Annotated in this window: 24 protein-coding genes and 1 pseudogene; 11 read left to right on the top strand and 14 right to left on the bottom strand. The window is 57.2% G+C overall.

Features of this window, described 5'->3' with window-relative positions; genetic code table 11:
- Positions 1-241 precede the first annotated feature (241 nt).
- From QN222_RS27340 to QN222_RS27320, 5 genes and pseudogenes are all read left to right on the top strand, one after another.
- Positions 242-631, top strand: coding sequence for a nuclear transport factor 2 family protein (locus tag QN222_RS27340; protein ID WP_283965897.1), 390 nt, complete (start codon positions 242-244; stop codon positions 629-631).
- Positions 632-704: 73 nt separating this feature from the next.
- Entirely contained in the window at positions 705-1694 is a 990-nt protein-coding gene (locus tag QN222_RS27335; protein WP_283965896.1) for an acyltransferase, read from the top strand.
- Between the two features lie 191 nt (positions 1695-1885).
- Positions 1886-2254, top strand: a pseudogene (locus QN222_RS27330) (LysR family transcriptional regulator); the annotation flags it as partial.
- Between the two features lie 93 nt (positions 2255-2347).
- Complete coding sequence (locus QN222_RS27325) at positions 2348-2566, top strand: hypothetical protein (RefSeq protein ID WP_283965895.1); 219 nt, start codon at positions 2348-2350, stop codon at positions 2564-2566.
- 463 nt (positions 2567-3029) lie between these two features.
- Positions 3030-4196, top strand: a complete 1167-nt coding sequence (locus QN222_RS27320) for an omptin family outer membrane protease (RefSeq protein WP_283965894.1) — start codon at positions 3030-3032, stop codon at positions 4194-4196.
- Between the two features lie 637 nt (positions 4197-4833).
- Here QN222_RS27320 and QN222_RS27315 read toward each other — a convergent pair.
- Complete coding sequence (locus tag QN222_RS27315) at positions 4834-5028, bottom strand: hypothetical protein (protein WP_283965893.1); 195 nt, start codon at positions 5026-5028, stop codon at positions 4834-4836.
- Positions 5029-6081: 1053 nt separating this feature from the next.
- Between QN222_RS27315 and QN222_RS27310 the strand changes: the two genes are divergently transcribed.
- Genes QN222_RS27310 through QN222_RS27300 form a run of 3 tightly spaced genes read left to right on the top strand, consistent with a single transcriptional unit; the run spans position 6082 to position 9068 of the window.
- Positions 6082-6666 carry an ABC-three component system protein gene (locus QN222_RS27310; RefSeq protein ID WP_284005676.1) on the top strand — a complete coding sequence of 195 codons (585 nt, stop codon included), beginning with the start codon at positions 6082-6084 and terminating at the stop codon, positions 6664-6666.
- Positions 6659-7174 (top strand): ABC-three component system middle component 5, encoded by a 516-nt coding sequence (locus QN222_RS27305; protein ID WP_283962927.1) that lies wholly within the window; start codon positions 6659-6661, stop codon positions 7172-7174. The genes QN222_RS27310 and QN222_RS27305 overlap by 8 nt, the downstream gene beginning before the upstream one ends.
- Positions 7161-9068, top strand: coding sequence for an AAA family ATPase (locus tag QN222_RS27300; RefSeq protein WP_283962928.1), 1908 nt, complete (start codon positions 7161-7163; stop codon positions 9066-9068). The genes QN222_RS27305 and QN222_RS27300 overlap by 14 nt, the downstream gene beginning before the upstream one ends.
- Before the next feature lie 107 nt (positions 9069-9175).
- Here QN222_RS27300 and QN222_RS27295 read toward each other — a convergent pair whose 3' ends face one another.
- Positions 9176-10105: a DUF2971 domain-containing protein gene (locus tag QN222_RS27295; RefSeq protein ID WP_283962929.1), complete on the bottom strand. Its 930-nt coding sequence runs from the start codon at positions 10103-10105 to the stop codon at positions 9176-9178.
- A gap of 783 nt (positions 10106-10888) precedes the next feature.
- Here QN222_RS27295 and QN222_RS27290 point away from each other — a divergent pair.
- Positions 10889-11407, top strand: a complete 519-nt coding sequence (locus QN222_RS27290) for a hypothetical protein (RefSeq protein WP_283962930.1) — start codon at positions 10889-10891, stop codon at positions 11405-11407.
- 63 nt (positions 11408-11470) lie between these two features.
- On the top strand, positions 11471-12277 hold the full coding sequence (locus QN222_RS27285) for a HEPN domain-containing protein (protein WP_283962931.1): 807 nt from the start codon (positions 11471-11473) through the stop codon (positions 12275-12277).
- 116 nt (positions 12278-12393) lie between these two features.
- Here QN222_RS27285 and QN222_RS27280 read toward each other — a convergent pair whose 3' ends face one another.
- From QN222_RS27280 to QN222_RS27270, 3 genes are all read right to left on the bottom strand, one after another.
- On the bottom strand, positions 12394-13560 hold the full coding sequence (locus QN222_RS27280) for a DUF2235 domain-containing protein (RefSeq protein ID WP_283962932.1): 1167 nt from the start codon (positions 13558-13560) through the stop codon (positions 12394-12396).
- A 408-nt stretch (positions 13561-13968) separates the two neighbouring features.
- On the bottom strand, positions 13969-14565 hold the full coding sequence (locus tag QN222_RS27275; protein WP_283962933.1) for a mobile mystery protein B: 597 nt from the start codon (positions 14563-14565) through the stop codon (positions 13969-13971).
- Complete coding sequence (locus QN222_RS27270) at positions 14562-15023, bottom strand: mobile mystery protein A (protein WP_283962934.1); 462 nt, start codon at positions 15021-15023, stop codon at positions 14562-14564. Before QN222_RS27270 ends, QN222_RS27275 begins: the two co-directional genes overlap by 4 nt.
- A 1201-nt stretch (positions 15024-16224) precedes the next feature.
- Here QN222_RS27270 and nodD1 point away from each other — a divergent pair.
- Positions 16225-17181, top strand: coding sequence for a transcriptional regulator NodD1 (gene nodD1 / locus QN222_RS27265; protein WP_283962935.1), 957 nt, complete (start codon positions 16225-16227; stop codon positions 17179-17181).
- Between the two features lie 192 nt (positions 17182-17373).
- Here the strand turns inward: nodD1 and QN222_RS27260 are convergent, their stop codons facing one another.
- The 9 genes from QN222_RS27260 to QN222_RS27220 all read right to left on the bottom strand — a co-directional run bounded on the left by QN222_RS27260 (position 17374) and on the right by QN222_RS27220 (position 25432).
- On the bottom strand, positions 17374-18249 hold the full coding sequence (locus QN222_RS27260) for an SIR2 family protein (RefSeq protein WP_283962936.1): 876 nt from the start codon (positions 18247-18249) through the stop codon (positions 17374-17376).
- A 38-nt stretch (positions 18250-18287) separates the two neighbouring features.
- Positions 18288-18500 (bottom strand): putative nitrogen fixation protein NifT, encoded by a 213-nt coding sequence (gene nifT, locus QN222_RS27255; RefSeq protein ID WP_283962937.1) that lies wholly within the window; start codon positions 18498-18500, stop codon positions 18288-18290.
- Positions 18497-18799, bottom strand: coding sequence for a nitrogen fixation protein NifZ (locus QN222_RS27250; protein WP_283962938.1), 303 nt, complete (start codon positions 18797-18799; stop codon positions 18497-18499). The genes nifT and QN222_RS27250 overlap by 4 nt, the downstream gene beginning before the upstream one ends.
- An 81-nt stretch (positions 18800-18880) precedes the next feature.
- Positions 18881-19075, bottom strand: a complete 195-nt coding sequence (locus QN222_RS27245; protein ID WP_336621045.1) for a 4Fe-4S binding protein — start codon at positions 19073-19075, stop codon at positions 18881-18883.
- A gap of 34 nt (positions 19076-19109) precedes the next feature.
- Positions 19110-20591: a nitrogenase cofactor biosynthesis protein NifB gene (gene nifB, locus QN222_RS27240; RefSeq protein ID WP_283962939.1), complete on the bottom strand. Its 1482-nt coding sequence runs from the start codon at positions 20589-20591 to the stop codon at positions 19110-19112.
- A gap of 208 nt (positions 20592-20799) precedes the next feature.
- On the bottom strand, positions 20800-22542 hold the full coding sequence (nifA, locus tag QN222_RS27235; protein WP_283962940.1) for a nif-specific transcriptional activator NifA: 1743 nt from the start codon (positions 22540-22542) through the stop codon (positions 20800-20802).
- A 152-nt stretch (positions 22543-22694) separates the two neighbouring features.
- Positions 22695-22994: a ferredoxin family protein gene (locus QN222_RS27230; RefSeq protein WP_283962941.1), complete on the bottom strand. Its 300-nt coding sequence runs from the start codon at positions 22992-22994 to the stop codon at positions 22695-22697.
- 12 nt (positions 22995-23006) lie between these two features.
- Entirely contained in the window at positions 23007-24311 is a 1305-nt protein-coding gene (locus QN222_RS27225; RefSeq protein WP_283962942.1) for an FAD-dependent oxidoreductase, read from the bottom strand.
- A gap of 11 nt (positions 24312-24322) precedes the next feature.
- Entirely contained in the window at positions 24323-25432 is a 1110-nt protein-coding gene (locus tag QN222_RS27220; protein ID WP_283962943.1) for an electron transfer flavoprotein subunit alpha/FixB family protein, read from the bottom strand.
- Between the last annotated feature and the right edge of the window lie 13 nt (positions 25433-25445).

Here is a 25445-nt window from a genome sequence, read left to right as displayed (position 1 = left end):
ATCTCGACCAGATGACGGAGGAGAAATGACGGCCTTGTGTGAGGTGCTCGAACGCATCGCCATTGATGCCGGCGAGGCGATCCTTGGTGTCTACGACGCTCCTGCCAAGGTGTCTTGCAAGGGCGTGCGGGACCATCGTCCTTGAAGAACTGGCGACGGCGTTGGGACTCTTCCTATCACTGTCAAGGAGCCGTAGTTCATGCGTGCTCGGATGATACTAGCCGACGGAAGGAAGATCCTGATGAAGCCGCGGGAGGTGATCGAAGAGTGGGTTAGACGCTTCAATAGGTGTGACGCGGTCGCCGTTGCGGAGCTGTATCGTGAAGACGCCGTGCACCTTCCGGCAAGGCAGCATTGTGTCGAAGGTCGCTCCGCAATCCAAAAAATGTTTGAGCAGGATTTCGCGGTGGCGGGAATGACCTGCATTCCAGCGGTGATATACGAAATAGGTGCTAGCGTAGTCCTCGAATGGCGCGATCCATCGGGCCGGCGAGGATGTGGCGCTTTTGCTGTCCGCGATAGTCGCATCGCCTTTGCCTACTGGGACGAAACTTACATCCTTTCGGATGCAAAATGTGCCGATCCAATGAGTGTCGAAGGTGGCCTTTCACCGGCGAGATTGCACTTTTAATGCTCGCCAACGCAAAACGTGCATTCACGAAAACAACTTATGCATTGAAGAGAACAGCTCTTTAGGGGGATCGATGGGAACAATCCGGGCGATCCAGTATCTCCGGGCCGCTGCCGCGCTCGCTGTCGTGGTTTTTCATGCTGCCGCGAGGACGGGTCATCATTTCGCGATCGGCGCGGCAGGCGTCGATGTCTTCTTCGTCATCAGCGGCTTCATCATGTGGGTCATCAGCGAGAGGCGGCCGGTGAGTCCCGCGAAATTCATTGCCGATCGCACCCGCCGCATCGTGCCGATCTACTGGTTTGCGACGGCTGTCATGGTCGCCGGGGCGCTAGCGGGTATTTTTCCCAACATGGTCCTCACTTTGGATCATGTCCTCGCCTCGCTGTTTTTCATTCCGGCGCGATCCCCCAGCAACGGAGAAATCTGGCCCGCTCTCGTGCAGGGCTGGACGTTGAATTTCGAAATGTTTTTCTACGTCGTGTTCGCGGTTGCCTTGCTACTGCCTCGATACTGGCGCCTGCCGGCTATCGCCGGCCTGTTCCTGCTGCTGGTGGTCGCGGGTCTTGAAGTCCGCTTCGAAAACGCGGTGGTGTTGACCTATACGCGGGCCGTCATTCTCGAGTTCGTGGCCGGCATGATGATAGGCGAGCTCTGGCTGAAGGGTAGGATGCCTCCCGTGGTAGCCGGGCTATCGCTGACTGCCTTTGCATTCGGCGGTTTTGCTCTTGTGAACCTGCTTTATCTGCCGTTCAACGAATGGACGATCGGCCCCCTGGCGGTGCTGCTGCTGCTTGGCGCACTGTCGCTCGAGGTCGGGGGACGAGTGCCTGACCTGCGGCTCCCGGGCCTTCTCGGCAATGCGTCCTACTCGATCTATGTCTGGCATACGTTCGCGATCTCGGTGGTGGCGAAGGCCGCAGCCATGTTCGACCTCGATCCGGCGGTTTCGATGGGCGCGGCGATACTGTCGGGCACGCTTCTGGGTATCGTCGCTTACGCGATGCTGGAGCGCCCGTTGACGGCGCGCGGTCGAAAGCTCCTCGGCGGCGCGTCCGGATAGGCCTTCGCGCGGGAAATTCTTCTTCGATTGCGCCGTCTGGTTCAGGGGGGCAGGGGCAATCCGCTGACACCCCTATGCCAAGTGCTGGAACGCATCGCACTCGACACGGGAGCGGCGATCCTCGGGGTGTATGACGCCGATTCCGAATGTTCGCTTCGAGCACGACCACGCAACTGGATTGAGCGGGGGCATTTACTTTCGAGAGGTACATGTCGATGGGCACGTTGCGGTCAAGTTCGGGAATAGCCGGAGGCGAGCAAGGAATGGTGTTTGCTCAAGCACGGTCTGAAAAGACGTGTCGAGATTGTCATACACGGCTTCAGCATGAAGCCGCCCATGGTATCAGGCACCGAGCGAATAGGAACCATGCCGTTGTGGCTGGCGCAGGATTTCGCAAAAACAATACCCCTGCGGCCCATTGCATCCGCTGACGCTCCTTCTTCCGTTCACTGGGGCGCGGTTCAATGGCCTGCCCTTCCGATAGTGATCCGGCAAGCCTGTGGATGTTTCGCCGCTTGCCATGCCGAGCCCCTCATCGACCAGACCAGCACGAGTATTGATTTGCTCGGCTCCGATCCGCGGACTCCAGCAAGGCCAGGACTGTAAAAAGGGCGGCGTAGCACCCTTGCTGGCGAAGCGCGTCAACGCTGCCGATGAGCTTGTCCGTTCCCCACGTAGCACTGACGGCCGCCTCGATCATGAAGGATATCCAGTCGGGGCTCGCGACGCTCGAACGCTGCGGCGAGTTCGCGGGCATGATCGGTCATCGTCTGATCCGTAGAATTCGCCAGAGCGGTCGCGGCCGGTATACGGAGCTTCTCGGCGACGAAGGGAACCATTTCTTCGCGATGCCCGGCGGAGCCGTAGGCTAACGTCGAACACTACAATGCCTTTGAGGAAGACGGGGGAGGTGCGCGATGCGTCATACTTCACTTCGTCATCTTGCTCAGGAGCCTATGCTGTCGCCGACGGCGATGGACGGGAGACGACAAAGTGCACGCTCTGCCGGTTACACGCGTTGTTAGAACTTCGACAAATGTCAGACACAGCACAAGGTGCCGTGAACGCCATCCAATTGCTCTGCAACAATTTTTCCATTCGGCACGCTGCTTGCCTATCCGCAAACGCGCTGCCTTCGGGAGGAGGAATGGTCCCACGATCAGCTCGCCAGCTTGCGGTGGTCGCCGCGACGACCGCGTTAGCGGATGTAACCCCCTCGCTAGCTGTGCCGGCGTGAGGGACTCAGGAAAGGCGAGAACCTGTACCGTGTCGGTGGCTTAGGGCAGAGCTCGCTCACTAACGGCCTATCTGGCCGACCTTCAGGAAAGGGGTCGAATGACACTTCACATCAGGATTCATCGGCAAGAAGATCACGGACGGAATGCGTCGAACTTTGCAAACTCATTACTGTGCGATGCTATGCAGCGCCATCCATATGATGAATTGCTTCAGCTGGCCGGCAGCTCGCAACGCAATGCTGCAGCGACGTCGCTTAGCCAATCAAAAAGTTCAGCGGAGGCTGCAGCGGGCACGGCCGGCGTAATGCGTCGCTTCACGCCATCATTCCCAGTTTTTGTTTTCGGCACTTTCTGCGCTACTTCGACAGCAGCCATTGCGGCCGACGAAGAGATCTATGCTGCGCCCGACAGCAGCTTCGTACTTGTTGGTAGTGTCGGCTACACTCAGCTCAGGGCCAACGAGTTTGTCTACGACTTCGCGGGCAATCGTGTCAGCAAACTGATCTGGGAAAGCGATGCGCCAGTACTGACGACCGGCGTCAAGGCTGAGCTTGGTAACAGCTGGACCATCGCAGCCAACTCTGTGATCGGGTTCTCGGGCGACAGCCACATGGAGGATTATGATTGGTATGGCTTTTCGCCGGGTTTCGGTCCGGGGGATTGGGCGTCGCGAGACATAAGCCCCGACACCACGCTTGATCGCTACGTCAATCTCGACGTTGCAGCCGGTCGTGACTTCGGGATCAACGATGCCACAACCATCAACCTGCATGGCGGCTTCAAGTACACCGACGTGAAGTGGACCGCTTATGGCGGCACGTTTATCAATAGCGGTAGGGCCTTCCGAGACACCCAGAAAATTTTCGAGCCAGGCAAAGGCATCATCAGCTACGAACAGCGTTATCCGGGCGTTTTCCTCGGCGCCGAAGTAATCACGAGACTGGGCGATTGGACTCTCTCCGGTTTGCTGCGCGGAGGCCTCGGGATCGATGCAAGTTGGATCGACGACCACTGGCTTCGCACAATGCATAGCACAGGCGAGCTCGGCACGGAGCCTTTCGTCTCGTTCGGCGCCAAGGCCAATTATCAAGTGACTGACCGCGTCAACTTCTTCGTGGCCGGCAATTTCGATAAGTATTTCCGTGAGAAAGGCGACTTCACAGTGGAAAAGTCGAAGGATACCGCGACAGGAGTCTACAAGAATTTAGCCGGCATGGACCTCCAGGCGTTTACAATATCGGCCGGCTTCAAACTCACCTTCTGATTCCTTGAACCGGTGCAGCAACTTCGGGCTTATGGTCAGCTAAGCGGCGAACTGCTCTCACGGGATAGCCATTTCCGGCCACGTAGACGAGGCGATTATACAATGATCGGAATGGCTTTGTCCTCGCTGTTGTCAAAGCAGCCGGCCTCGGGCGTCAATGAGCGCACCGCCCGCAAGTAGCTGACCCGCTTCAGGCTGTCGCGGTTGGCGGAGCGAGGACAAGAGACAGATGAACTCGGCAGTCGAAGTACGACGTACCATCACCGACGGCTGCCGGTTCTCGGCGCCCCCTCACGCGAGACCGCGGGACGAGTGCGTAGTCTACGGCGTCGGCTTCCAGGCCCTCTCGGCAATGCGTCCTATTCAATCCACCTGGCACACGTTTGGTGGTGGCCTGGGCCGCGGCCATGTTCGATCTTGATCCAGCGGTTTCGATGCGGCGATACTCATCAGGGCGCGCTCCTGGGCATCGCCGCTTAGCCATGCTGGAGCGGCCGTTGGCACGGCGCGGCCGGGCAGGCCTTCGAGCACGCAATTTGCCTTCTATTACGCCGTCTGTCTCAGAGTACTCGTGGCAATTCGCGGGTCGACGGCATTGACGCGAACCAAGTTGTCCTGCGTGACATTCCAACTTTGCTTACTGCGAAAGCTTTCCCACTCCGCCGATCTCCTGATCCGATATCTTCGGACATTGCAGCAGCATGCGATTCAGCACCTCAGCCCCGTCGATGGCTTCGACTTTTAGCAGAAGGTCTGCGATAAAGTGGACCAAACCCCAAATCTCAACCACGCGCATGTGCTTCAGGGCCTGATAGACATAGATATCAAACATGCCCAACTCGCCAAGCTGCGCCAGGTACTGTTGGCTTGGCGCCGATCGCAGTTGTGGCCCTCGACCATCTCCGCAGGCACGGCATCTTCTGCCAGATTCCAGTGTACGAAGTCGGCGGCAACCCCGCTAGCGAGGGACAGAACAGATCGTCGGAGCGAATCGTTGGTCGGCGGGTCAGGCACTCGCCATACAACTCGGCCCTTTGATGCTCCACCGGCCTTGATGGACATCGACTCGAATGGGAACCCGCACGACAGCCATAACGGCATGCCCGGCTTCGTGGTAGGCGGTGATTGTTCGTTGATCTCTCTGTCGGTGCGTTGACCTCAGGCAGTTTGTTCGGGCTTGTTAGATTCGGCATTCCGCGTGCTCAACTCCGGAGTGCATAATACCAATCTCTTTTTCAATTCGTTCAGAGATCAGGCGAGTTCATGATCAGCCAGCGGACTCTGACGTCGCGTTCGGGGCCGGGAACGAACGGTCCGCTTCCGGAGAGCGAACGCAAAAAGCGGACTCACGCTAGATTTGGAGAGCCGCAGCTACGGTTCGAATCTGCGCTCGCTGTTCGAGCAGGCCCGCGCGGGCGCGGGGTTAAGCTGTTTCCGTGCTTTCTGGGGATGCCGATTCTGTGCTCGTCAGCGTCCCAGGGCCCCGATCATGCGCACCGGCGACGTTGTTCGCACGGCCAGCGCACTTCGGCGTATTCTGCGAGCTGTGCGGCAGTAAACGCTAATGGCATGGCGGCGTCAGAAGCTATATCCTCTCTTTCTATGATCTAATTTCCTTCTCAAACAATCTACGATTGACGACGCAGAATATTTTGGCAGATTGCGAAAATCGGGTGGTCGATCGCGCGAATTGACGACGGATTGGAGGGATTTTGGAACTCTTGTCGAAATACTTGGAAGTGGTCACGGGCGTGATTGGCTTCCTCTTGGGAAGTGGCGTAACGCTAACGGTGCAGAAATTCCGTCAAGGCAGCAACGCGAGTTACTCCGATCAACGGAATTCGCGGGTTGGCGGCGATCAGGCGGGCCGGGATATCAATAAATCGTGAGCCTAGTCAGTACCAGTGATCTCAGCAAGTCGCACGTCGGCGGCGACCAAGCTGGAAATAACATCACGAAGATCACGAATTACAATCAAATCGATGGCGCAAAACCATCGCAAGTAAATCGGCTCCTGAAACTGCTCTCCGACCAGATTTCCAAAGACGAATCAATGGTTGGGTTCGTGGATGACTTGCAGTTCTTCATCGATAACCGAGATGGGGAGACTGTGGTCGGGCTAAAGCAGAAGCTTGAGATTTGCGGGCGGGGCGCCGCGTTCAATGATGCGAAGAAGAAGAAAGAACTATTCGCAAAGCTTCTGATGAGGTTTGAGCGCTTCTCCAGCGCGCAACAGCTCTTCGCCTATATCATGGCGGCAATACACGAGACGTTCGACACGAAGATCATACCATCGACTTCATCGCTATCGACACAAGAAATCGACGCGATGATCGAAGCCGAGATTGTCGACAAGATAATGGCCGAAATCGGCGAAGGTTCAGACCACATGACGCTGAACAGGACCCATATAAAGGGAATGATATACTGGCTGGCAGACAAATGTTACGTCAGGTGGCACTGTGATTAACATCACCTACCTCCCGGCGAACGATCCGTTTCATGCGGTGTTTCGCATGTTCGTTCTCTTTCCTGCACCAGAGTCAGCCACCTGCTCGTATGAGTCGGCTAGGATCCTTGATTTCTACGTGTGTTTTCCGGTCCTGATCTCGGAGTTCAAGTGCCCGAAGCCCTTGGTGAAGCTCCACAACACCCTGAAGCGACGGTATATCCCCAACACCTATCAGGTGACGCCAAAGGCTGCAGTCCTATTCAACAGAATGCGTGCAGCCCAGAGTGCGGCGGTAAGCAGTCTACAGTCGTACGGTTTCATCGAGCCTAAGGCTTTCAAGGAAGGGACAATTTCCCGAACCGACAGGGAACTGCCCGAGCGTGTTTCCGCGACGGTAGAGGAACATCGCAAACAGCACGCCGAGCTGATTGAATTTTTAGGCGAGCTCAAGGCGTACAGCCCGTATGGACGTAATGGCCTCCGGGCGAGAAGTGAGCTTGAGGAATACAGATATGACGATGTTTAAACCGAACATTCGTGTTGAGCGTCTTCAGGTCGCTGCCAAGGGCAAACTGGTCTATGACGAGCGCTTTCATTCCGGACTGAACATCATTCGAGGTGAAAACAGCTCTGGAAAGTCCACGCTGATGGACTTCATATTCTATGCGTTGGGAGGGGATCTCAGCGACTGGCGAGAAAGCGCGATGCGCTGCGACACTGTAATCTTGCAAGTCGCGTTGAATGGAAAATCTGCGACGTTTGCTCGAGACATCAGTGACCAAATCGGTCGTCCCATGCGCATATTCATCGGGACGATCGACGAAGCGTCCGCAGCGGGCCAGGAGCAATGGCAAGTCTACCCCTATGCTCGAGGCGCAAAGGATAGCTTCTCCCAAGTGATCTTCCGTTTTCTGGGCTTACCGGAAGTTCAGTACGCGGAAACCGACACAAAAATTACCATCAATCAGGTATTGCGCCTCCTGTATGCCGACCAATTAAGTCCAGTAGAGAAGCTTTTCAGACCGCAGCGGTTCGATGACGCGATCACTCGGCAAACCGTTGGCGAGCTGCTTTGTGGCGCGTTTAGCGCCCGATACTATGACGCCCAAATTCGCTTGAGCCAGGCGAGCAAGGAGCTTGATATTGCAGAAGCGCAAATCAAGGTCATCATCAGGTCTCACGGCAGAGATGGCCACCCCTTGACAACGGAGTGGTTCGAAACCGAAACGGCAAGTTTCAACCGGCAGCTTGAAGAGACAAATAACGAAATCGCGGCGCTGGAAGAGCAAATCTTCCACAGTCAGTTTGATGATCGGCTGAGCCTGAATGACCAGGAAGAGACGTATAAGAACATCGTCTTGCTCCAGGGCAAACTTGCCCGGACGCAAGAGCGCATCGACAGCTTGGAGCTCGAGCGAGCAGATTCCCTGCAGTTCATAAATGCACTCGACGAGAAGCTCACGCAGCTCCACCAAACCGATACGATAATCGATGAATTCAAGACGCTGGAGTATGAATACTGCCCGGCTTGTTTGGCCCCCATCGATAAGCACGATATGGAGGGAGCATGTGGCCTCTGCAAAACGGCTTATGACCCGCGTGAGACGAAAGCGCGCTCCCTCAAACTGATCAACGAATTCGCCCGTCAACGTCAGGAATCGCTGGAACTTCAAGCGGAACGCGTCGACGAGATCGAGATGCTGCGCGAAGATCTAGCCACCACCAGAGCGCTATGGGAACAAGCTTCTCGTCATTATCAGGTGGCAGTAAGATCACCGACCACCGAGTTGCGTTTGCGCCTTCGCGAACTTAATCGGGCCGCAGGCTACCTCATGAGGAAGATTGAAGATCTCGCAGGCAAAGCTGGTGTGATTGAACAGCTAGCAGCCTTATCGAAGACCGCGGAAAATCTCAGATCTGAAATCCAAAGCCTGAAAACGATCATCGGTTCAGAAAAACTGAGGAATGCCAACCAGGTCGCAACGGCGAAGACTGCAATCGCGGATCTCGTTGTTGAATTTCTGAAGCGCGACTTGGCCCGCCAGAGCACGTTCCAAAATGCGGAAACCGTCACATTCGATTTCGATGGTGACCGGATAGCCGTCAACGGCGACAGCTTTTTCTCTGCCAGCTCGATGGTCTATCTCAAGAATAGCTTCCTGGCGGCATTCTGTTTTGCAGCGGCGCAGGACCCATCATTCAATCATCCCAGATTTCTTCTGATGGACACGGTAGAAGACAAGGGCATGGAGCCGTTGCGAAGCCAGAATTTTCAGAAGCTCCTGTTCGAGTATTCTCGGAACGCAGCATCGGAGAACCAAATAATTATCGCCACTTCGATGATCGCGCCGGAGCTGAATATCCCGGAGATCACGGTCGGGGACTTCTACACACACGACAAGAGAACACTGACGTTCTGAAGGCCCGCATACAGAATAATCTGTAGTCTTCAGCACGGCACCGTATTTGCCGAAATAGGAGTGGCGCAAGGGGCCGACGATTATCTTCCTTGCGGCCAATTACCAGCCTATTTGTAAGGCTTCTTTGGCCTCGCCGGGTACCTCTCGAGGTACTCCTCAAGCAGTCCGTGATGCGCAAGTATCCTGAAAGGATTGTTTGCGGCGGCGGCTATCCGATCCGCGTCGTCGATTGAACACCAAGGACACAGATTCCCGTTGGCTCTCAGCGGCTCCGAGCATTCTGCGCATTCCGCGATCGGAGGGGCTATCTCCCCGCCCGCAAACACTCTGCCGCTACACGAGTCCGTGATCATGTAAGGCGTCGGGTAGCTGCGACCTATTTTACCGATATAGAAGCTGGCATCCAGTTCTTGTGCAGCCTCCTGAAGAGTCTCTTTCGTCTGCGAGGAAGACTTCGCTCCCGATATGACCGCTGCGACACATCGTTTAGGAATATAGAGGATTTTGTTGCCGCTCACGTCCTCGACATATCCCTCGAAGTTAACGGCTCGCACTTCCTGCTCGTAGCTCCATTCCACATACTTCGAGAAATATCCTTCGTAGAGGACGGCGTCCCGCAGAGCCATAGCGTCTCTGGGCTTCTTCCGGTATGCGGCCATCTGCGCGAACGAGATCAGCGTCTCACTCGGTCGATCTCGGTATGAAATGTCGCGGATCAGGAGGTCCTGAAAAACCTCTTGCAGTTCGGAAACGTCGAACCCAATCACGAATCCTTTATGGTTGTTTCCGTAGTGCGCCCACATTGGGGGCACGACTGGCGATTTCGAGAAGCAGGTGGTCAACAGCGACGGGATTTCCTGGACTACTTCGCTGTACGTCGCCAGCAAATCAGATCCTTGATCAAGATCTACCCCGAGGAACAGCTCAAAGGGATCGTTGTAGTCTTGTGGCAAGGTGCACTTAATACCGACATGGTCATCACGAACGAAAACGTGCTCAACGACGTTCTCAGAGAAGTACTTGAAGATTATCTTCATTAGGTAAGTCGCGCCCAGTTCCGCGGCATTGATATCTCAGGCAGTGTTGCCGCGAAAGGGGCGGTAGGTCAGATCAAGCGCCAGAGTGCCTCACCGCCGAACTAGCGAATCTCTCACCGGGGCGCGCTGTGAAAATCGGGCAACGGGGGCCGACCCATGACCGGATCTCCGCCCTACCGGTAGCGGGCCCCAGCCCCTCCTTCGTCCCGAGGACGTGCGGGGGCGTCCTTCTTTTCCCCGCCGTCATGTCGACCGTGCCGACTAATTCTGGACGATCTGGAATGTCGTGCAGGAAAATGCCGTCAAGGGCGGCTTGCGCGGGCTTGGCCGCGACGACCTCGGCAGGCTCCGCGCGACAGTCATCATGCGGTGCAAACGAGTCGCTTCCCTGATTGCTCCACCGACTGCTTTTGGCTCCGGCTGCAGCATGCTCAATGACCACTATGGGGGCGCAATGTCGATCGGCGCCTACGACCCTATTGCAACTACAGGCACTCAGTCGACCAAGCGCCCAAGCGGCCACCATCACCCAGAGCAGCATGGACTACTCGCCACAAGGGCCACAAGTCAGTTAGGTTCTTGAGCAGATGCGGCGTAAGCCGCATGCATGCGATTCGAATGTCTCCGCGTTCGGTTTTCGGGCTGCAGAAGCCCCCGCTTCCCTCAATATGCAGGCCAACGCTCCTGAGGTGAAGGTGGCGCGCGATGTTCACATTACAATCCTTCATAATTTTATGGCACATGCTACAGTTAACTGATGGCTGACAACTTTAGGAGCTGCGAATGGGGAAAACGTACAACCGGATTGCAAGAGAAGTTCACCCGGTCGGGCATATCTTCAGAGGATATGGCGTACTTCCCTTGGCGGCCTATGCTGAGGTCGAAGATGCACTTGCACGAAACCGGCCCGCGGCATCGCCCCCTCGATCTGATTGCGTGTACATGAAGGAGGATCTCGACTTTAGTTCGGTCGGCGTCGACTACGAAGAGGGATACGTTCACACCGTTGAGCCTCAAGGTGATGTTGAGAGGCGAGACATCTATTGGATCGGCGTCTTAGTAAAGCGGTACGCCAAGTCTGCGCAGATGCGCAAGGATATTGAACCCCACTTGTCGGACGACGAGGTGGCACAGCGTTATTGGGGCGGCACCGCCAGTCCATCTCCAACCTGGGAATTTATCGCCACGGAAGCGACGGTGGTAGGGGTCAACTCTACGCTTGTGCCGGTGCGACCGGGCAGTGTCCTGGAGCGAGCCTTGAATGCAACGTTGGACAAGAAAGGCCTGCCAAGTAGGGTCTAGTAATCCCGCTATGTTTCCGTTCGGCGAATGGAACTAAATCAGAGTTCATATCGGAGGACATCCATGGTCGGAATTAGTGTCGGTCGGGACACCGAAGCAATATTATTGGTGGGCCACGGACTCATCATTCCTGAACCCTATGAAATTGCCTCTGGATTGACCCTAGTCGAACCGCCGGAACCGCGATCGAAGGCCGAGATCGCTGATGCTACGGACCACTTATCGGCTTATGTAGCAGTCCTCGACGGACAGGCTATGCAGCACTTCGCAATCCGAATTGAGGGCGAGGCCATCGAGTTGGCTCAACGTGCTTGGAATGCATTATGGACCTTCCATCTATTGTCCCTTGCGGTGTCTGCCCCTGTGTGGCCCCTCTATGCGGTGTCGGTTCAGCCTACCCCTGCGTACAGCTTGGCTAACCGCCAACTGTGCCTGCCGGTAAATCAAGTCCAGCGCGCAGGCAGCGAAAAACTCACTTGGGCAAAAGAACATAAGGCGTTGTTTGACGCGCTTGTTACGGACTCCAAGTTTAGCGTGGGTATGCGCGCCTTCGGAAATTCACAGGGTCTGCTTGATGCGGATCTTCGTATCATGCTGCTGTGGTCCGGCATTGATGCGATCTTATGTGCACCGGAAACCAGATTGCGCGAAACCCTTTCTAGACGCGCGAGCCACCTTTTGGCTGCAAGCGATCTGGAGAGAAGTGATTGGTATCAGTACGTGAAGCGGAATTACCAGGTACGCAACAAGGCCGTGCACGGAGCGGTCGTAGAGCGGAACGTCCTCAAGTCCGGGAAGGAAGAAGCAGAGCGGATCCTGATCGCTTTGCTTCGTACTCTCCACCCCGTTCTCACCGGCTTGGCCGCCTAAGCGGAACGGTAGCTTTTGGGCCCCGCAGAAACGATCCGGACGACCGGAATGGGGCGCAAAGCCGCTGCTTTCCTTGCGTTGATGTTGATGGGAAGCGGCCGAGGTATTGCTGACGGTCACGGAGCGCTGATGGCCGGCGAGTTCGCTAAGATGGAACAACGCATATCTGCCGGATCAATCTTTTTCCGTTTTGCCCAGTCGATCAGGTTGGGCGGGCGATAATTTATATCTTCTCGCCATCTTTCGAATACGGACGAGTCGATCGTTTCATTGACCCTGGCGTGGATCCCACTCGTACCTACGAAAGGTTCCGGTGCAACAGGTCGGTAGCTTCTTTTGCTCACCCAAGAGTAAGCCCCCTTGAGAAATTCCTTATAAGAATCCGAAATCGCACCCAGATGCTCGTCTCCCTCCAGCTCCAGCTTATTGCGAAAAGCTAGGCCAAGTTTCGATGCCTTTTGCATCATCCACTGTAGCGGGATCTGAGCGAGCGTGTCGTTAAAGCAACCACCACCGACATTAGCATGAGCGCCGACAAACCAGCGTTGTTCGACACTCTCGATCGGCCTCATCGGGGCCGCCGTGGTGTCAGCGACCTTAGTCCGAATTGTCCAGGGTGTGGGCGCAAACTTCGCTCGATGTTCGTCAATGGCGAGGGCATGGAACCCATGCCTAATTGGTTTGCGGAGGCCCGTATGATGAAACTTGAGAGTCGAACTGCTAACACCGGCGAGACTGAATGCAGGAACCCCCAGAGCTCCGACGGTGTCCCATACACCGACCATTTCGATCGCGACCGGGCGGGAGTACTTCAGCATCCAACGCTCCTCAGGCGTGATGCTCTGGGGTTGAAATGTCTGAAGTTTATATATCGTGCGATCGTCGTCGTTTCGATACCGCTCATATAGCTGATCTACCCCTAACGCTCCGCCGGGTTTCAGCAGACCGCATATCGAAACGAAGCCGGCGAGGCTCCGTGCGGTGTGAGCTCCGCGACTGAAGCCGAAGATGAAGATTTGATCACCATCCTCGTAGTTCTCGACCAGCCAATTGTAGGCCTCCTGCACATTCTCAGTTAGGCCTTTGCCCCAGCCCCCGCCGATGACACCATTCACTCCGGTGTCGTAATAGCGAAGCTGCTGACGACCCTCGAGATCCTTGTCTGCACATAGTGAGCGGAGACGCCAGACATTCGTGTTAGTACCGACTGAATTCCACGTTCCGTCGAGAAAGAGTGCCAGCTTCTTGTTCGGTGACGGCGGCGGTGTTTTGATCGGCTCCACTGTTCTTCTCCTAAGACGGCTTCTTATACGAGAGGACACCGAGTTAAGCAACTCGAACGCGTGTTACTCAGCCACACCGCGCATGAGGCGCTCCGTTCAAATGTCCGCTTCAAGATTCAATCTTGGCCTTCTAAATGGCTGACATGGGGGCGCAGTGCTGCCGTTCACAGACTTAAGCATGAACGTCGCCTTAGGGGCGGAGAGAACCGTTCTTCCACGAGCCCTGTGCACGGCTTGTTGCAAGAATGTTCATGTTCTTTAGGGCTAAAAAGATCGCATGATGTATCGTCCGGAACTCCGAAACTGATGCTCCATGCATGAGCATGCCTACACCGACCGCCCACTTGCTACAGCCATGCCGGAGTTCGGTTGCCGGTTTGCGCCGCAGCGAAATGAAGGTCTCTGCAGTTAGCTGCGCGCGAATTCCAGCAGCGGCCCGATGTGATGATTGTCCGCTGCGCGTAGTGCGGCGACGTAACGTGCGCGCAGTTCGCCGACGTCGGCCAGACTGCCGCCGCCCCAACTGAAGGGCTCGCCGCCAAGGCGCCCAATCAGTCGATCAGCCGCCAGACGCGCGTGACGACCGTTTCCGTTCGGAAATGGGTGAATCGCGACCAGCCGATGATGAAACCGGATCGCGATCTCATCCGGCGGGAAGGTCTCATGCTCGATCCAATAGCGGATGTCGCCCAATAGACTCGTGAGTTCCATTCCGATGCGATAGGCTTGGATGCCAATGTTGCGCTCCGTCGTCCGGAACGTACCGGCCCATCGCCAAACGTCCCCGAACATTCGCTTGTGGAGCGTCCGCATGAAGTCTTCAGTGAGCATCTGCTCAAGGGGCAAACGCCGGCGCCCGCGCGCCCAGGCCGCACCCTCAACGATGTTTTCCTGCTCGGCCTCGTTGAGGTCGTTGCGGTGGGTGATCCAGGTCTGAAGCAGGCCCTCTCGCTCGTGCGGCTCAAGCGGTGTTGCGTCATCAGGCTCTTGGAAGAGATCCGTCATATTTCGTTCCAGAGGTCGCGTTCAGAGAGCTTGTCGCGAATGTACGCTTGGACACGCGCTTCGAAATCTGCATTATCCGTCCCCTGAGCTTCCAGCCGCATCGTGTGCGCAACGCGCTGGAGCTCGCGTATTGCGATCTTGCGTGCGCGAGCCTCGACGACAGCTTCAAGCGAGCTGTTTGGAACGAGGGCGTAGACAAGTGTGCAATCCAGAGCCTCGGCGGCCCTGCGCAGTGTGTTGAGCTGGATCGTCCCTGCTGCTTCTGACTTCTCGATTGATTCGATGGTTTGGGGCCGAACCCCGATGCGCGTGCCGAGCTGCGCACCTGTCATGCCGAGAGCGTCGCGCAGAGCGCGCACCCATCCCTTCGGGGGCGCCCTGAACCGATCGATGGGCTGTAGCGCCTGAAGCCTCTGGTCGAGGCGCAGCCGGGCTCTCTTGCGAGTATCGCTCTTCATGGGTCGTCTCAGGCTGTAACTTGATTACAGTCGCAATTCTATCAGTCTATAGACTGATTGGCAATTCAAAAGGTTCAGCCTGTAAATTGATAAGCGACACAGGGAATCAGCCTATGGGCTGCTGTGTACTCTTTGAAAATCAGCCTATAGCTTGCGCATCGAACTACGCAACGTGAAATTCAGCATAGCGGCGGCAATCTGTGGGTCGGCGGCGTTCCGGCCCGGGTGTTCAGTCTCTCAGCGCTCCCTTTCACGTGATTGGAAAATCTTCCTCGTTCTACACTCGTTTCGGCGCCGTCGCTCTTCCCTGGAAGCGTTCATTATCATCCATAGCGGGAATGAATTCCATCCATACAATCGATTTTACCGATCTCGCGTAATGCTGCATTGACGAATGCCTGGGCACTGAGGCCCCTCTGCGCGACCGGTTCTCGTAGTCGCGTATGATTCCAGCACTGGATGGCCGCGGATTGCAATCCGCTCCGTCCTCAATCAGGCCTCCGGCCGCAAGCGGTAGGAGGAGGCGAACCAGACTCGATCGTCGAGAAGCCGCAGGAGTAAGATGGCGAAGCTCACTGTTGTCATTGCGCACTATCAGAATGTACTCAAATCCGACGACGTCTACACGTCGGATGGGTCCATGAAAGCCGATCAAGGCGTACAGCGTTTCGGCGGTGGTTGTCATTTGGCCTTAGCTACCGGCGGCGGCGTTTTTTCCCATTGTTTCAGTGTGGCGGACCTTGAGGAGAGGGAGAAGGTCACGCGGAGGCTGAAGCACTGGTGGCCTACCGCCGCTCGATCTGCTTCACCCCTCGTTGTGGCTGGAAGCCCGAAATCGCGCTTATGCTTGGCCACCGCGACCTGGTGCGGGATCCGACGTCAATTGCATGGTTTAAGTCGATGTGCCGCCCCAGGCGGAGGCGGTTGATCAGATCGGCGGTTCCACCGGGCGCCCGGCAAGTAGGTAACGGCCATCAACTAAATCGAAGCCGCCCTGCAGCCGGCTTTAACGTCACCTGCCCATTTCTTCCTTGCAGTCAGTACGGTCCGATCATGACCCTCCATTACTTTTGCTTAAAGCGGGATCCTTGTCTGAAGCAGGTATGCTGCGCTGAAGGTAAGCCTCTGCCTGATGTCTCGGGGCTCGTACTGCACGGCCTTGTCAACCTTTCTCGCCACCTCGCCATGGATAGATGAAGACATGCGGTTCAAGGGCCTTGACCTAAATCTCCTCGTCGCGCTCGACGCTCTAATGACAGAGCGTAACCTCACGGCGGCGGCACGCAGCATCAACCTTAGTCAGCCAGCGATGAGCGCCGCCGTCGCCAGATTGCGCACCTATTTCCACGACGACATCTTTACCATGATTGGCCGCGAATTAGTTCCAACCCCGCATGCGGAACGACTCGCGCCGGCAGTCCGCGAGGCTCTGCTACACATCCAAGTCTCCATCATTTCCTGCGACCCGTTTTGCCCAGCAGAATCAGACCGCTGCTTCAGGATCATCCTTTCCGATTACGCCACACTCGTCTTTTTCGAAAAGGTCGTGGAGCGCGCTGCGCGGGAGGCTCCCGCCGTCAGCTTCGAATTGCTGCCTCTCGCGGACAACTACGATGACTGCCTGCAGCGCGGGGATGCCGATTTTTTGATTTTTCCGGAATTGTTCATGTCGCGCACGCATCCTAGAGCGACACTGTTCGACGAGACACTCGTTTGTGTAGGCTGCCGCTCGAACGAGCACTTGTCAGAGCCACTTACACTCGAGAAATACATGTCGATGGGGCATGTTGCGGTCAAATTCGGGAATACCCGAACGTCTTCTCTCGAGGAATGGTGTCTGCTGGAGCACGGCATCAAGAGACAGATTGAGGTCGTCGTACAGGGGTTCAGCATGATTCCATCGATGGTATCAGGCACCGACCGTATCGCGACCATGCCCTTACGGCTGGTGAAGTATTTCGCAAAAACAATACCCCTGCGGATCGCCGAACTTCCGCTGCCACTCCCCACGTTCACCCAAGCCGTCCAATGGCCTGCCCTTCATAATAGCGATCAGGCGAGCCTCTGGATGCGCGAGGTGTTATTTCAGGAGGCGTCCCGCATAAGTTCTCCACGACGGGCCAAGGGACGGACCAAGGGACGTGCCAGGCGCTCCTGAATTTGCGCGTCTGGCACCTGGACCAGCCTTTGCATCAACAGCCTGTCGTGGACATGGATGCTCGCGGCAAGTGCTCTGCCATGTCGCCCCACCCCGCGGGCCTGCTCGGCTCGCAATGGATCTTCCGATTGGCAACAGGCAAGTCGGGTGGACCGGGGCTGAACGATCCTTGTCCCCATCTGCTGCCCCGCCTCATCCGGTAAGCAGTGCCGCCGCTTCGCCGATCGGCATGTCGATGAGCGTGATCGCGTTTGCTGCAAGGAAACGGCGTTCGTTTTTGGTCAGCGTTGCCGCATCGATCACCGCAATTTGTGGGCCGTTGGAGCGCTTCATGATCTGTCGGGCGTAGGTGCGCAGCATCTGGTCGTTGAAGCGGCAGCCGACGAAGAACAGACCCCGCGTGGTGCGCCGGTTCTTCACCACTTCAGGGATTGGGGTCTGGATATCGATCTCGGTCAGGACCTCGACATAGTCGGAGTCTGAGACGAGGAAGTTTGCGGCCGGCCTAACGCTGCCGTGAGGCGTATAGAGAACCGTCTTTGCCGCTGGTCCGAATTCGAGTTCCCTACCGGACAGATCGTAGGTTTTTGTCCAAATGTCGCCGAATTCGTTCGCCCGCGTGACGCCTTGTATCTCAACCACGTCTGTTCGACCGGTCTGAGCAAGGGCCGCGCGCATCGTCCCATCGTACCAGCTATCGATGATGAGGGAGAGCGGTAGGGTCGCGAGCCAGGTGTGGAGCATGGTCGGAGCGGCCAGCGCTGCGAAGATCTCTGCCATCCAGGTTTGAAGCGTACGGCGATGCCGGCGCTGTTCTATGAACTGCGCGACCGACCACATGTTGGTGCGTATTTTGGAAGGAGCTGGCGCCTGCATGTTAAGTGCCGCGGCGACGGCTTCCGGCGTGTCCGGTACAGTCGGTTCTGCGGAGCTGAGCCGGAGGAGACCCGGACCGAGATAAGGGACGATCCCATCGGCGGTAAGCGCTTCCTTCAGTAGTTCAAGCCGCCTTTCGGCGTCAATGTTGCGAAAAATCACGAGACGGTCCGAGGTCAGGATCGTGTTCATGCTGTTTTCTCCCGCCGCTCGTCCTGCTATCTGGAGCATCAGTCCTTGTCGAAAATCCTCTTAGCCTCGACGGTGATCGGCAGAGGCGTATCCCGGGGGAGGTCGGGCAGGGCGATGCGCCAGCCGTTCTTTAGCGTTACAGCCCCACCCCATAGATCTTCATTCTCGACTTTGATAATTGGCTCTTCGAGATCCTTTTTGGGAACGTAGGCCGACAAGCCGGCGCTGGTTCTGCGGATCATTACCTTCATTTGGCTATCCCTTCTTTGAGGACAGTGGCAGCTTTCTGGAGGCTCGTCAGTTCACGCGCGCGCATGCCGACAACGGTGCCGCGATCGACCCACTCGACGGCATAGACGTAGAACTGCTGGAGAAAGGTACCGATGTCGCGCACATAACCCTCGTCGCCCTTCCGCACCAGGTTTTCGCCGATATTTTTGCCGGGATAGGTGCCGTCATTCTTGACGTGGCGTGTAGCACAGACCCGCTCACCCGGCTTGAATCGGGGCGGCTTGCGGATTTCCACCTCCTGTTCGCGTGCAATGCCCATGGCCTTTCCTCCATTGAAGTCAAAAGGAACACGAGGCGCCCTCTGGAGGACACCGTGACTAGCCGGTAAACCGCCTGGAGGTCAGGCAGGAATGCAGGTCTTTGGTACAGGACATACGGAGGCACATCGCTGCAGTTCGAATTCTCCCTTGCATTCGGTGCACTTTTCCGGATCGATCACGTAGGCTTCTCCCTTGAACTTGATCGCGCCGGAGGGACATTCGAACTCACAGGCACCGCATTGGGTGCATTGCGATGCGATGATCCGGAAGGCCATTTTCAGCTCCTCGTTTTGTTGGAATGACGGGGGCTCAGGCCGTAGCCGCCAGTGGCTCGAGCCCAAATTCGGCGGCGTAAAGCGCGCTGATGGCCGTCTCGATGTAGTCATAGCCATAATCGTCCGTTACTCGGACTCCGGCCTCGGTGAGCTGATCCTTGGGGCAATCTCCGATTTTGGCGCACAACAGGATATCTATACCTTCGAGCGCAGCGATGACGTCGTCGAGGGTGGACTCCTCGCCCCAGCCGCCGCGGCAATACTGCTCGACCTTGCGATGCCCGACGAGGTTGATCCCGATGGCCGAGGCTTCATAAACCTGGAATTCCTTTGCATGGCCGAAATGCTCGTTGATACGACCGCCGCCTTTAGTGGCTACGGCGACGAGGAGTAATCCACTGGAGCCTGCCGCCTTGACCATCCCGATCGCCTCGCTCTTGGCCGCCACGTGGTCACCTCGCTCGCGCGCCACCACTTCCCGATAGGTCTCGCGCTTGCTGCCGTCGTAGCTCACCTCGCCGGGAATCTGATCGAGGGTGAATTCCTGGCCACGATCCTCGCCCAGCAGACCGACCGCATCGGCCCGGCACTGACGGCAATGGCGCATCAGCCTGGCGCCCCCATCGAGACGATCTTGAAGCAACTTGAGTTCGACCGCCCGCGCGCCGCGCTGCCCGGTCAGGCCGTAATAGGTGCCATGCTCGGGGTCGGAAATCAGCGGCATCACGTTGTGCAGGAACGCGCCACGCTCCTTGACCCATTTGTTCACTTCAAGCAGGTGTTCGTCGTTGATGTCCGGGATCATTACCGAATTGACTTTGGTGAGGATGCCGCGCGCGGTGAGCATTTCCAGACCTAACATCTGTCGCTCATGCAGGATTTTGGCGGCTTCGATTCCGGTGAAGCGGCGGTGGTCATGAAAAATCCAGGGATATATCTTCGCGCCGATTTCCGGATCGACCATGTTGATGGTGATCGTCACGTGATCAACATTCATGTCAGCAAGCTCGCCGACATGGTCCGGCAATGCTAGACCGTTGGTCGAAAGGCACAGCTTAATGTCGGGAATTTCCCTGGCGACTCGTTCAAATGTCGCCTTTGTCTTCTTCCAGTCATAACAGGCATCGCCCGGTCCGGCGATGCCGAGCACGGAAAGCTGCGGGACTTCATTGGCGACCGTAATGACCTTTCGCAGCGCCTGGTCCGGCGTCAGCCTTTCCGAGACGACCCCGGGCCGGCTTTCGTTGGCGCAGTCATATTTACGATTGCAATAGTTACACTGGATATTGCAGGCTGGCGCGGCCGCGACGTGCATGCGTGCGAAATAGTGGTGCGCTTCTTCTGAATAGCAGGGATGGTCCTTGATCTTCTCCCAGGTAGCAGGGTCCACGTCGTGTGGCTTTGCGGGCGAGCCGCAGGATGAGGATGCGCAAGCACCGGACTTCGCGGTCGCCAGCAGCTCATTCATGGTTGTCGTGCTGGCCAGGCTTTTAAGCGAAATCGTCGGTGAGGACATTAAAGGCTCCGTTGCTGCATAACGTCGCGGTACAAAACGCAAGCGCCATGCCAACAAAAAGCGCTATTCCCTTCAATCGGTTAGCTTTTCTTGTCCGATTCCATCCATTTCTCTCCGACATGGTTTTGTTAGGTTTCCGACTATGGCCAGACAAGTGTTCCAAAGACAGCGCGCCTGAAGCGCACGAGCGGTGACGTCACCAGCAGGCTTAGAACTTCTTTATCTCGATTTGATGCCGGCGTAGAGCATAACCGACCTGACGCGGGGTGAGGCCGAGGACGCGAGCCGCCTTGGCCTGAACCCAGCCGGACTTCTCCATAGCGTCGATCAGTCGTTCGCGCTCGGTCAGACGCGCACCCATAGCGGGGCAAGCAGGATCGTTCGGGTCACAGGTATTGGACGACACCTCGCTGTCGGAGGCGCCGACACGCCTGACTGTGAGCGGCGATCCAGTCGGCATCGCGCTCCCCCTAGTGAGGTCATCGACGGCATTGCCGGCGCTTGAACCGTCGGCTCCCTTCCACAGTAGCGAAGAGAGGCACTGGCTGTTCTGGCAGGCGAAATCCGACGGAACGATCGTCGTGGACTGTGCGAGTGTTGCCGTTCTTCGCACGCAGTTTTCAAGCTCACGGACGTTCCCAGGGAATCGGCATTTCGAGACGACGTCAAGCGCCGACGGCGCGAAGGCGAGGTCGCGGCCGTTCTCCTTGTTGAATCGTTTGAGGAATGCCCTTGCAAGGCGCGAAATATCGCCGGGTCGCTCTCTGAGCGGCGGCAAAACAATTGGCACCACACTGATACGGTAATAAAGATCAGCCCTGAACTCTCCATTGGCGACAGCCGTCTCGAGGTCCTTGTTGGTGGCGCATATGAGCCGCACGTCGACTCTTAGCGTTCTGGTGCCGCCAACCCGCTCCAGCTCCCCTTCCTGCAAGACGCGCAACAGCTTGGCCTGAAATGCAGGCGAGATCTCGCCGATTTCATCAAGCAACAGCGTTCCGCCATTGGCAAGTTCGAAACGGCCCGCGCGCTGCGAGATAGCCCCGGTGAAGGCACCCTTTTCATGCCCAAACAGCTCTGATTCCAGAACGCCTTCAGGCAGTGCGGCGCAGTTCAACCTTACGAAAGGTTTCTTCTTCCGAGGTGAAAGCTCATGGATGGCCTGTGCGAAAAACTCCTTGCCGGTGCCGCTTTCGCCCCGCAGAAGTACGGTGGTGTTCGTTGGGGCCACGGCCGAGACGGTTTCGAGCACCTGCTTGACTGCGGGACTTTCCCCGACGATCCAGTCGATTTTGGCAGGCAGACGCCCGCCGGTGTCGTTCTCCTCATCGTCGGCGGACTTCTCCCGTATGCTCTGCTCCTCCACGAGCCGCTGAACCGTGTCAAGAGTGCGATGGAGCCAGATTGTCTGGCCGACAAGGTTGGCGACCATTGTGAGAAGGCGTACGTCTTCGTCATAGGGCAAGCTAGTGGCGTCGCCCCCGACGCGGACGATCGCTAGCGTTCCAAGAATTTTGCGCTCGGCCTTTACCGGAACACCAATAAGGCGACCTCGGATGGTGCTGCCGCTCGGAGACGTCGGAAGATCGGCCAACAAGAGTTCCGATTTTCTAGCATCCTGTATGACGACGGGTGCCCCCGTAGCAACGATCTCGTCTATTGCGGCCTGCGGTATAACTCGGTCACGGCCGGATTGAGGTGAGGGCGTGACGCCGGCAGTCGCGACAATTTCCGGCTCATTTTCATCGTCGAGGACGACGATTTCTCCATGACGCATTTCGAGTATCGAGGAGAGGATGTTCACGACATTTGTGAGCGTGATCTCCAGCCGGGTGGGGGCCGTCAGGACTTTCGATATCTGGTAAATTGCGCTGGAGATATCCGCCTTGGTTTTGATGGATGAATCAGACGGCCCTCCTTTATCGAACCGATCGTGCAGCATGTGAGCCATTGAAACTCCTCAAGGGTTGTCAGGTGCTCCTCCAAGCGCCTTTTTCTTCTGAACTCTGGAAGCATAGGATTCCAAAGCTATTTTCGACAACCCGAAAAATCCAATGCCGCTTCCGATATTCACGGGAGGGCTTTGCAGTGCCTGCGAGCTAGTCATCCGAACTTGAAGAGGACACCGAAGCCGCCGCGCGGGTAATTCCACTCGATCTCACCACTTGCCTCGCAAAGGACTCTGCATGTGCCGCACTCCATGCACCCGTCGGCGGTGATCTCCACTTGGCCATTGTCATTCAACTCATAGCATTTGGCCGGGCAGACGCTTGTGAGGGCGTACAGCTTCACGCTTGGCGACTGGTGCGGTCGCACTTTAATGTGCGGGCGTCCTGAATCGACTACATAGCGATTTTGATAGAGCTTTTCCTCCACGCGCAAGTTGGTGACTGCGATCGTCATGTCATCTCTCCTTCAGCGCCAGGCGAATGCGAAACGGACTGCGTCACTAACGAGCCCCCAGCGCGAGCGCTCCTTGATGAAGGCCGCCGTAGTCGCCCGTTCCTTGTCGATCTTCGGGGTGCTGTCGACGCGCATGAAGTTCTGTGCAGCCTGCGACAGCAATTGCGGATAAGTCGTGAAGAAATTGCGGGAATTGGTGTGGAGCAGGGCGGGCATGTCCTTGTATTTCCGCAAATCTTTTATGACGAAGGACTTGTCCAGCTTCGACTTGTAGAGGGCGAGGTTCTCCTTGATCATTGGGTCCCCCCGTGTCTTGACCTGGACGATGGCCTCACCGGCGAGGCGCCCGGACGTCATGGCAAGGTTGGATCCCTCCCGGTGCACGGCATTGTTGAGCTGCGCGGCGTCGCCCGTAACCACCCAGCCATTGCCGAAGAGCTGCGGGATTGCCTTGTAACCACCTTCGGGAATGAGATGAGCGGCATATTCCTTGACCTCCGAATCTGCGATCAGCGGCTGGACCGACGGATGTTTCTTGAAGTTTTCGAGCAGGTCGTAAGGGCTCTCCATTGTCGCGGCGAAATCCGAGACGAGGCAGCCGATGCCGATCGAGATCGACTCTTTGTTTGTGTAGAGGAAGGCGAGCCCCGCCATGCTGCGGGAGATGGTGCCGGCTGCCTCGATCACGCAGCCTTCGTTCGCTTTAAGGCCGAACCGCTGATCGATCACATCTTCGGGCAGGAAGTGCATTTCCTTGACTGCGAGCGCCACGGTTTCGGGTTTCGGTGTCTCACGCAAGCCCGCCCGCGTGCCGAGCAGCCCATTCACGCCCTCTGCCAGAACGACCACGTCCGCAAGGATCACGTCGCCGATGCGGTCGGTGTGAACGCCGATCACCTTTCCATCTGCATCGCGGGCGACTTCCGTCACCGTCGTTTCACACAGAACCGTCGCTCCCGCCTCGCGCACCTTGCGCGAAAACCACTTGTCGAACTGGGCGCGAATGACCGTATAGCGGTTGGGCCTCGACTCGTTGAAGTCATCGGAGCGATATTGCATCCCGATATGGGATGTGTCGTCCATCATCCAGAAGCGCTGCTCGACCAGATGCCGCTCGAGAGGTGCATCATCTCGAAAGTCCGGGATGATTTTCTCCAGCATATTTGAGTACAGGATGGCGCCCTGGACATTCTTGGAGCCCGGATACTCGCCGCGCTCCAGCTGCAGCACCTTCAGGCCGCGGCTCGCCATGGTGTAAGCGGCTGCGTTGCCGGCCATACCGGCCCCGATAACTATGGCGTCGAACTTTTCGGTCATGGCCGTGCCCCTCAGTTCGCAAGCTTATCGCGACTGTGCGGCGACAGCCTATGGGTGAAGACTTCCGTCAAGGACGGTAGGAAACGGATCGCATCGGTCACCACGCCGAGGTGAGCGAAATCGAAAATCGGCGCGTTTCGGTCGGTGTTGATCGCGACAATGAGATCAGCGCCCCCGACGCCAACCCGGTGCTGGATGGCGCCCGAGATGCCGGCCGCTATGTAGAGCTTCGGCCGGATAGTCTTGCCAGTTTGGCCGATCTGCCGATCAGCCGGCATCCAGCCCTTCTGGACCAGCGGGCGCGAACAACCATATTCGGCCCCAATCGCCCGCGCGAGATTCTTTACAAGCTTCAGGTTCTCTGCCGCGCCGAGACCAAGGCCTCCGGCAACCACGACGTCGGCATAGGCGAGATTGGCGTTCGACGACTGGCCGTCGGACAGGAAGCCGAGGGCCTTGGTAACGATCTCTTCCTCTACCATCGGGACGTCGTGCTGAATGACACGCCCGATCGGCTTGTTCACGCGCTGCGGCATGGCCATGACCCTCGGCCGCACTGTTGCCATCTGCGGACGGCAGTTGAGGGTGTAGATTGTGCATAGCAGGGAGCCGCCGAAAGTCGGCCGAGTCGCGGCGAGGGAGCCTTCCGCATCCACATCAAGCTCGGTGCAGTCGGCCGTCAGTCCCGTCAACAAGGTCGTCGCCACGGAACCGGCAAGATCGCGGCCGAGCGTGGTCGCGCCGAGAAGCAAGATCTCCGGTTTGTATGTCGTGACCAAGTCCGTCATTGCTTTGGTGAAAGGCTCGTTGCGGTAGTCTTCGAGGAGCGGCGCCTCGACCAGGTAGGCAAGATCGGCGCCATAAGCAAAGGCCTCGGCAACGGCATAAAGGGTGGCCTCTCCCGCCGGTCCGAGAACGACGCCGGCAAGCTCGACGCCCAGCTTGTCAGCGAGCTTGCGGCCTTCGCCGAGCAGCTCGAAGGAGACAGGATGGATCTGGCCCCGCTCCAGCTCGATGAAGACCCAAACGTGCCGGTAGTCCTTGAAATGCTCGGGCAGCTCCCTCTTCGTGCTGGCGCGGCCAGCAGCTGGAGGAGGGGTGTCTCGTTTCATGTTCAACATCGTCGCTCCATGC

Source organism: Sinorhizobium sp. 6-70 (assembly GCF_030124375.1).
Classification (GTDB): domain Bacteria; phylum Pseudomonadota; class Alphaproteobacteria; order Rhizobiales; family Rhizobiaceae; genus Sinorhizobium.
Note: the sequence above shows the minus strand (reverse complement) of the source record. Positions and strands in the feature narration are given on the sequence as shown.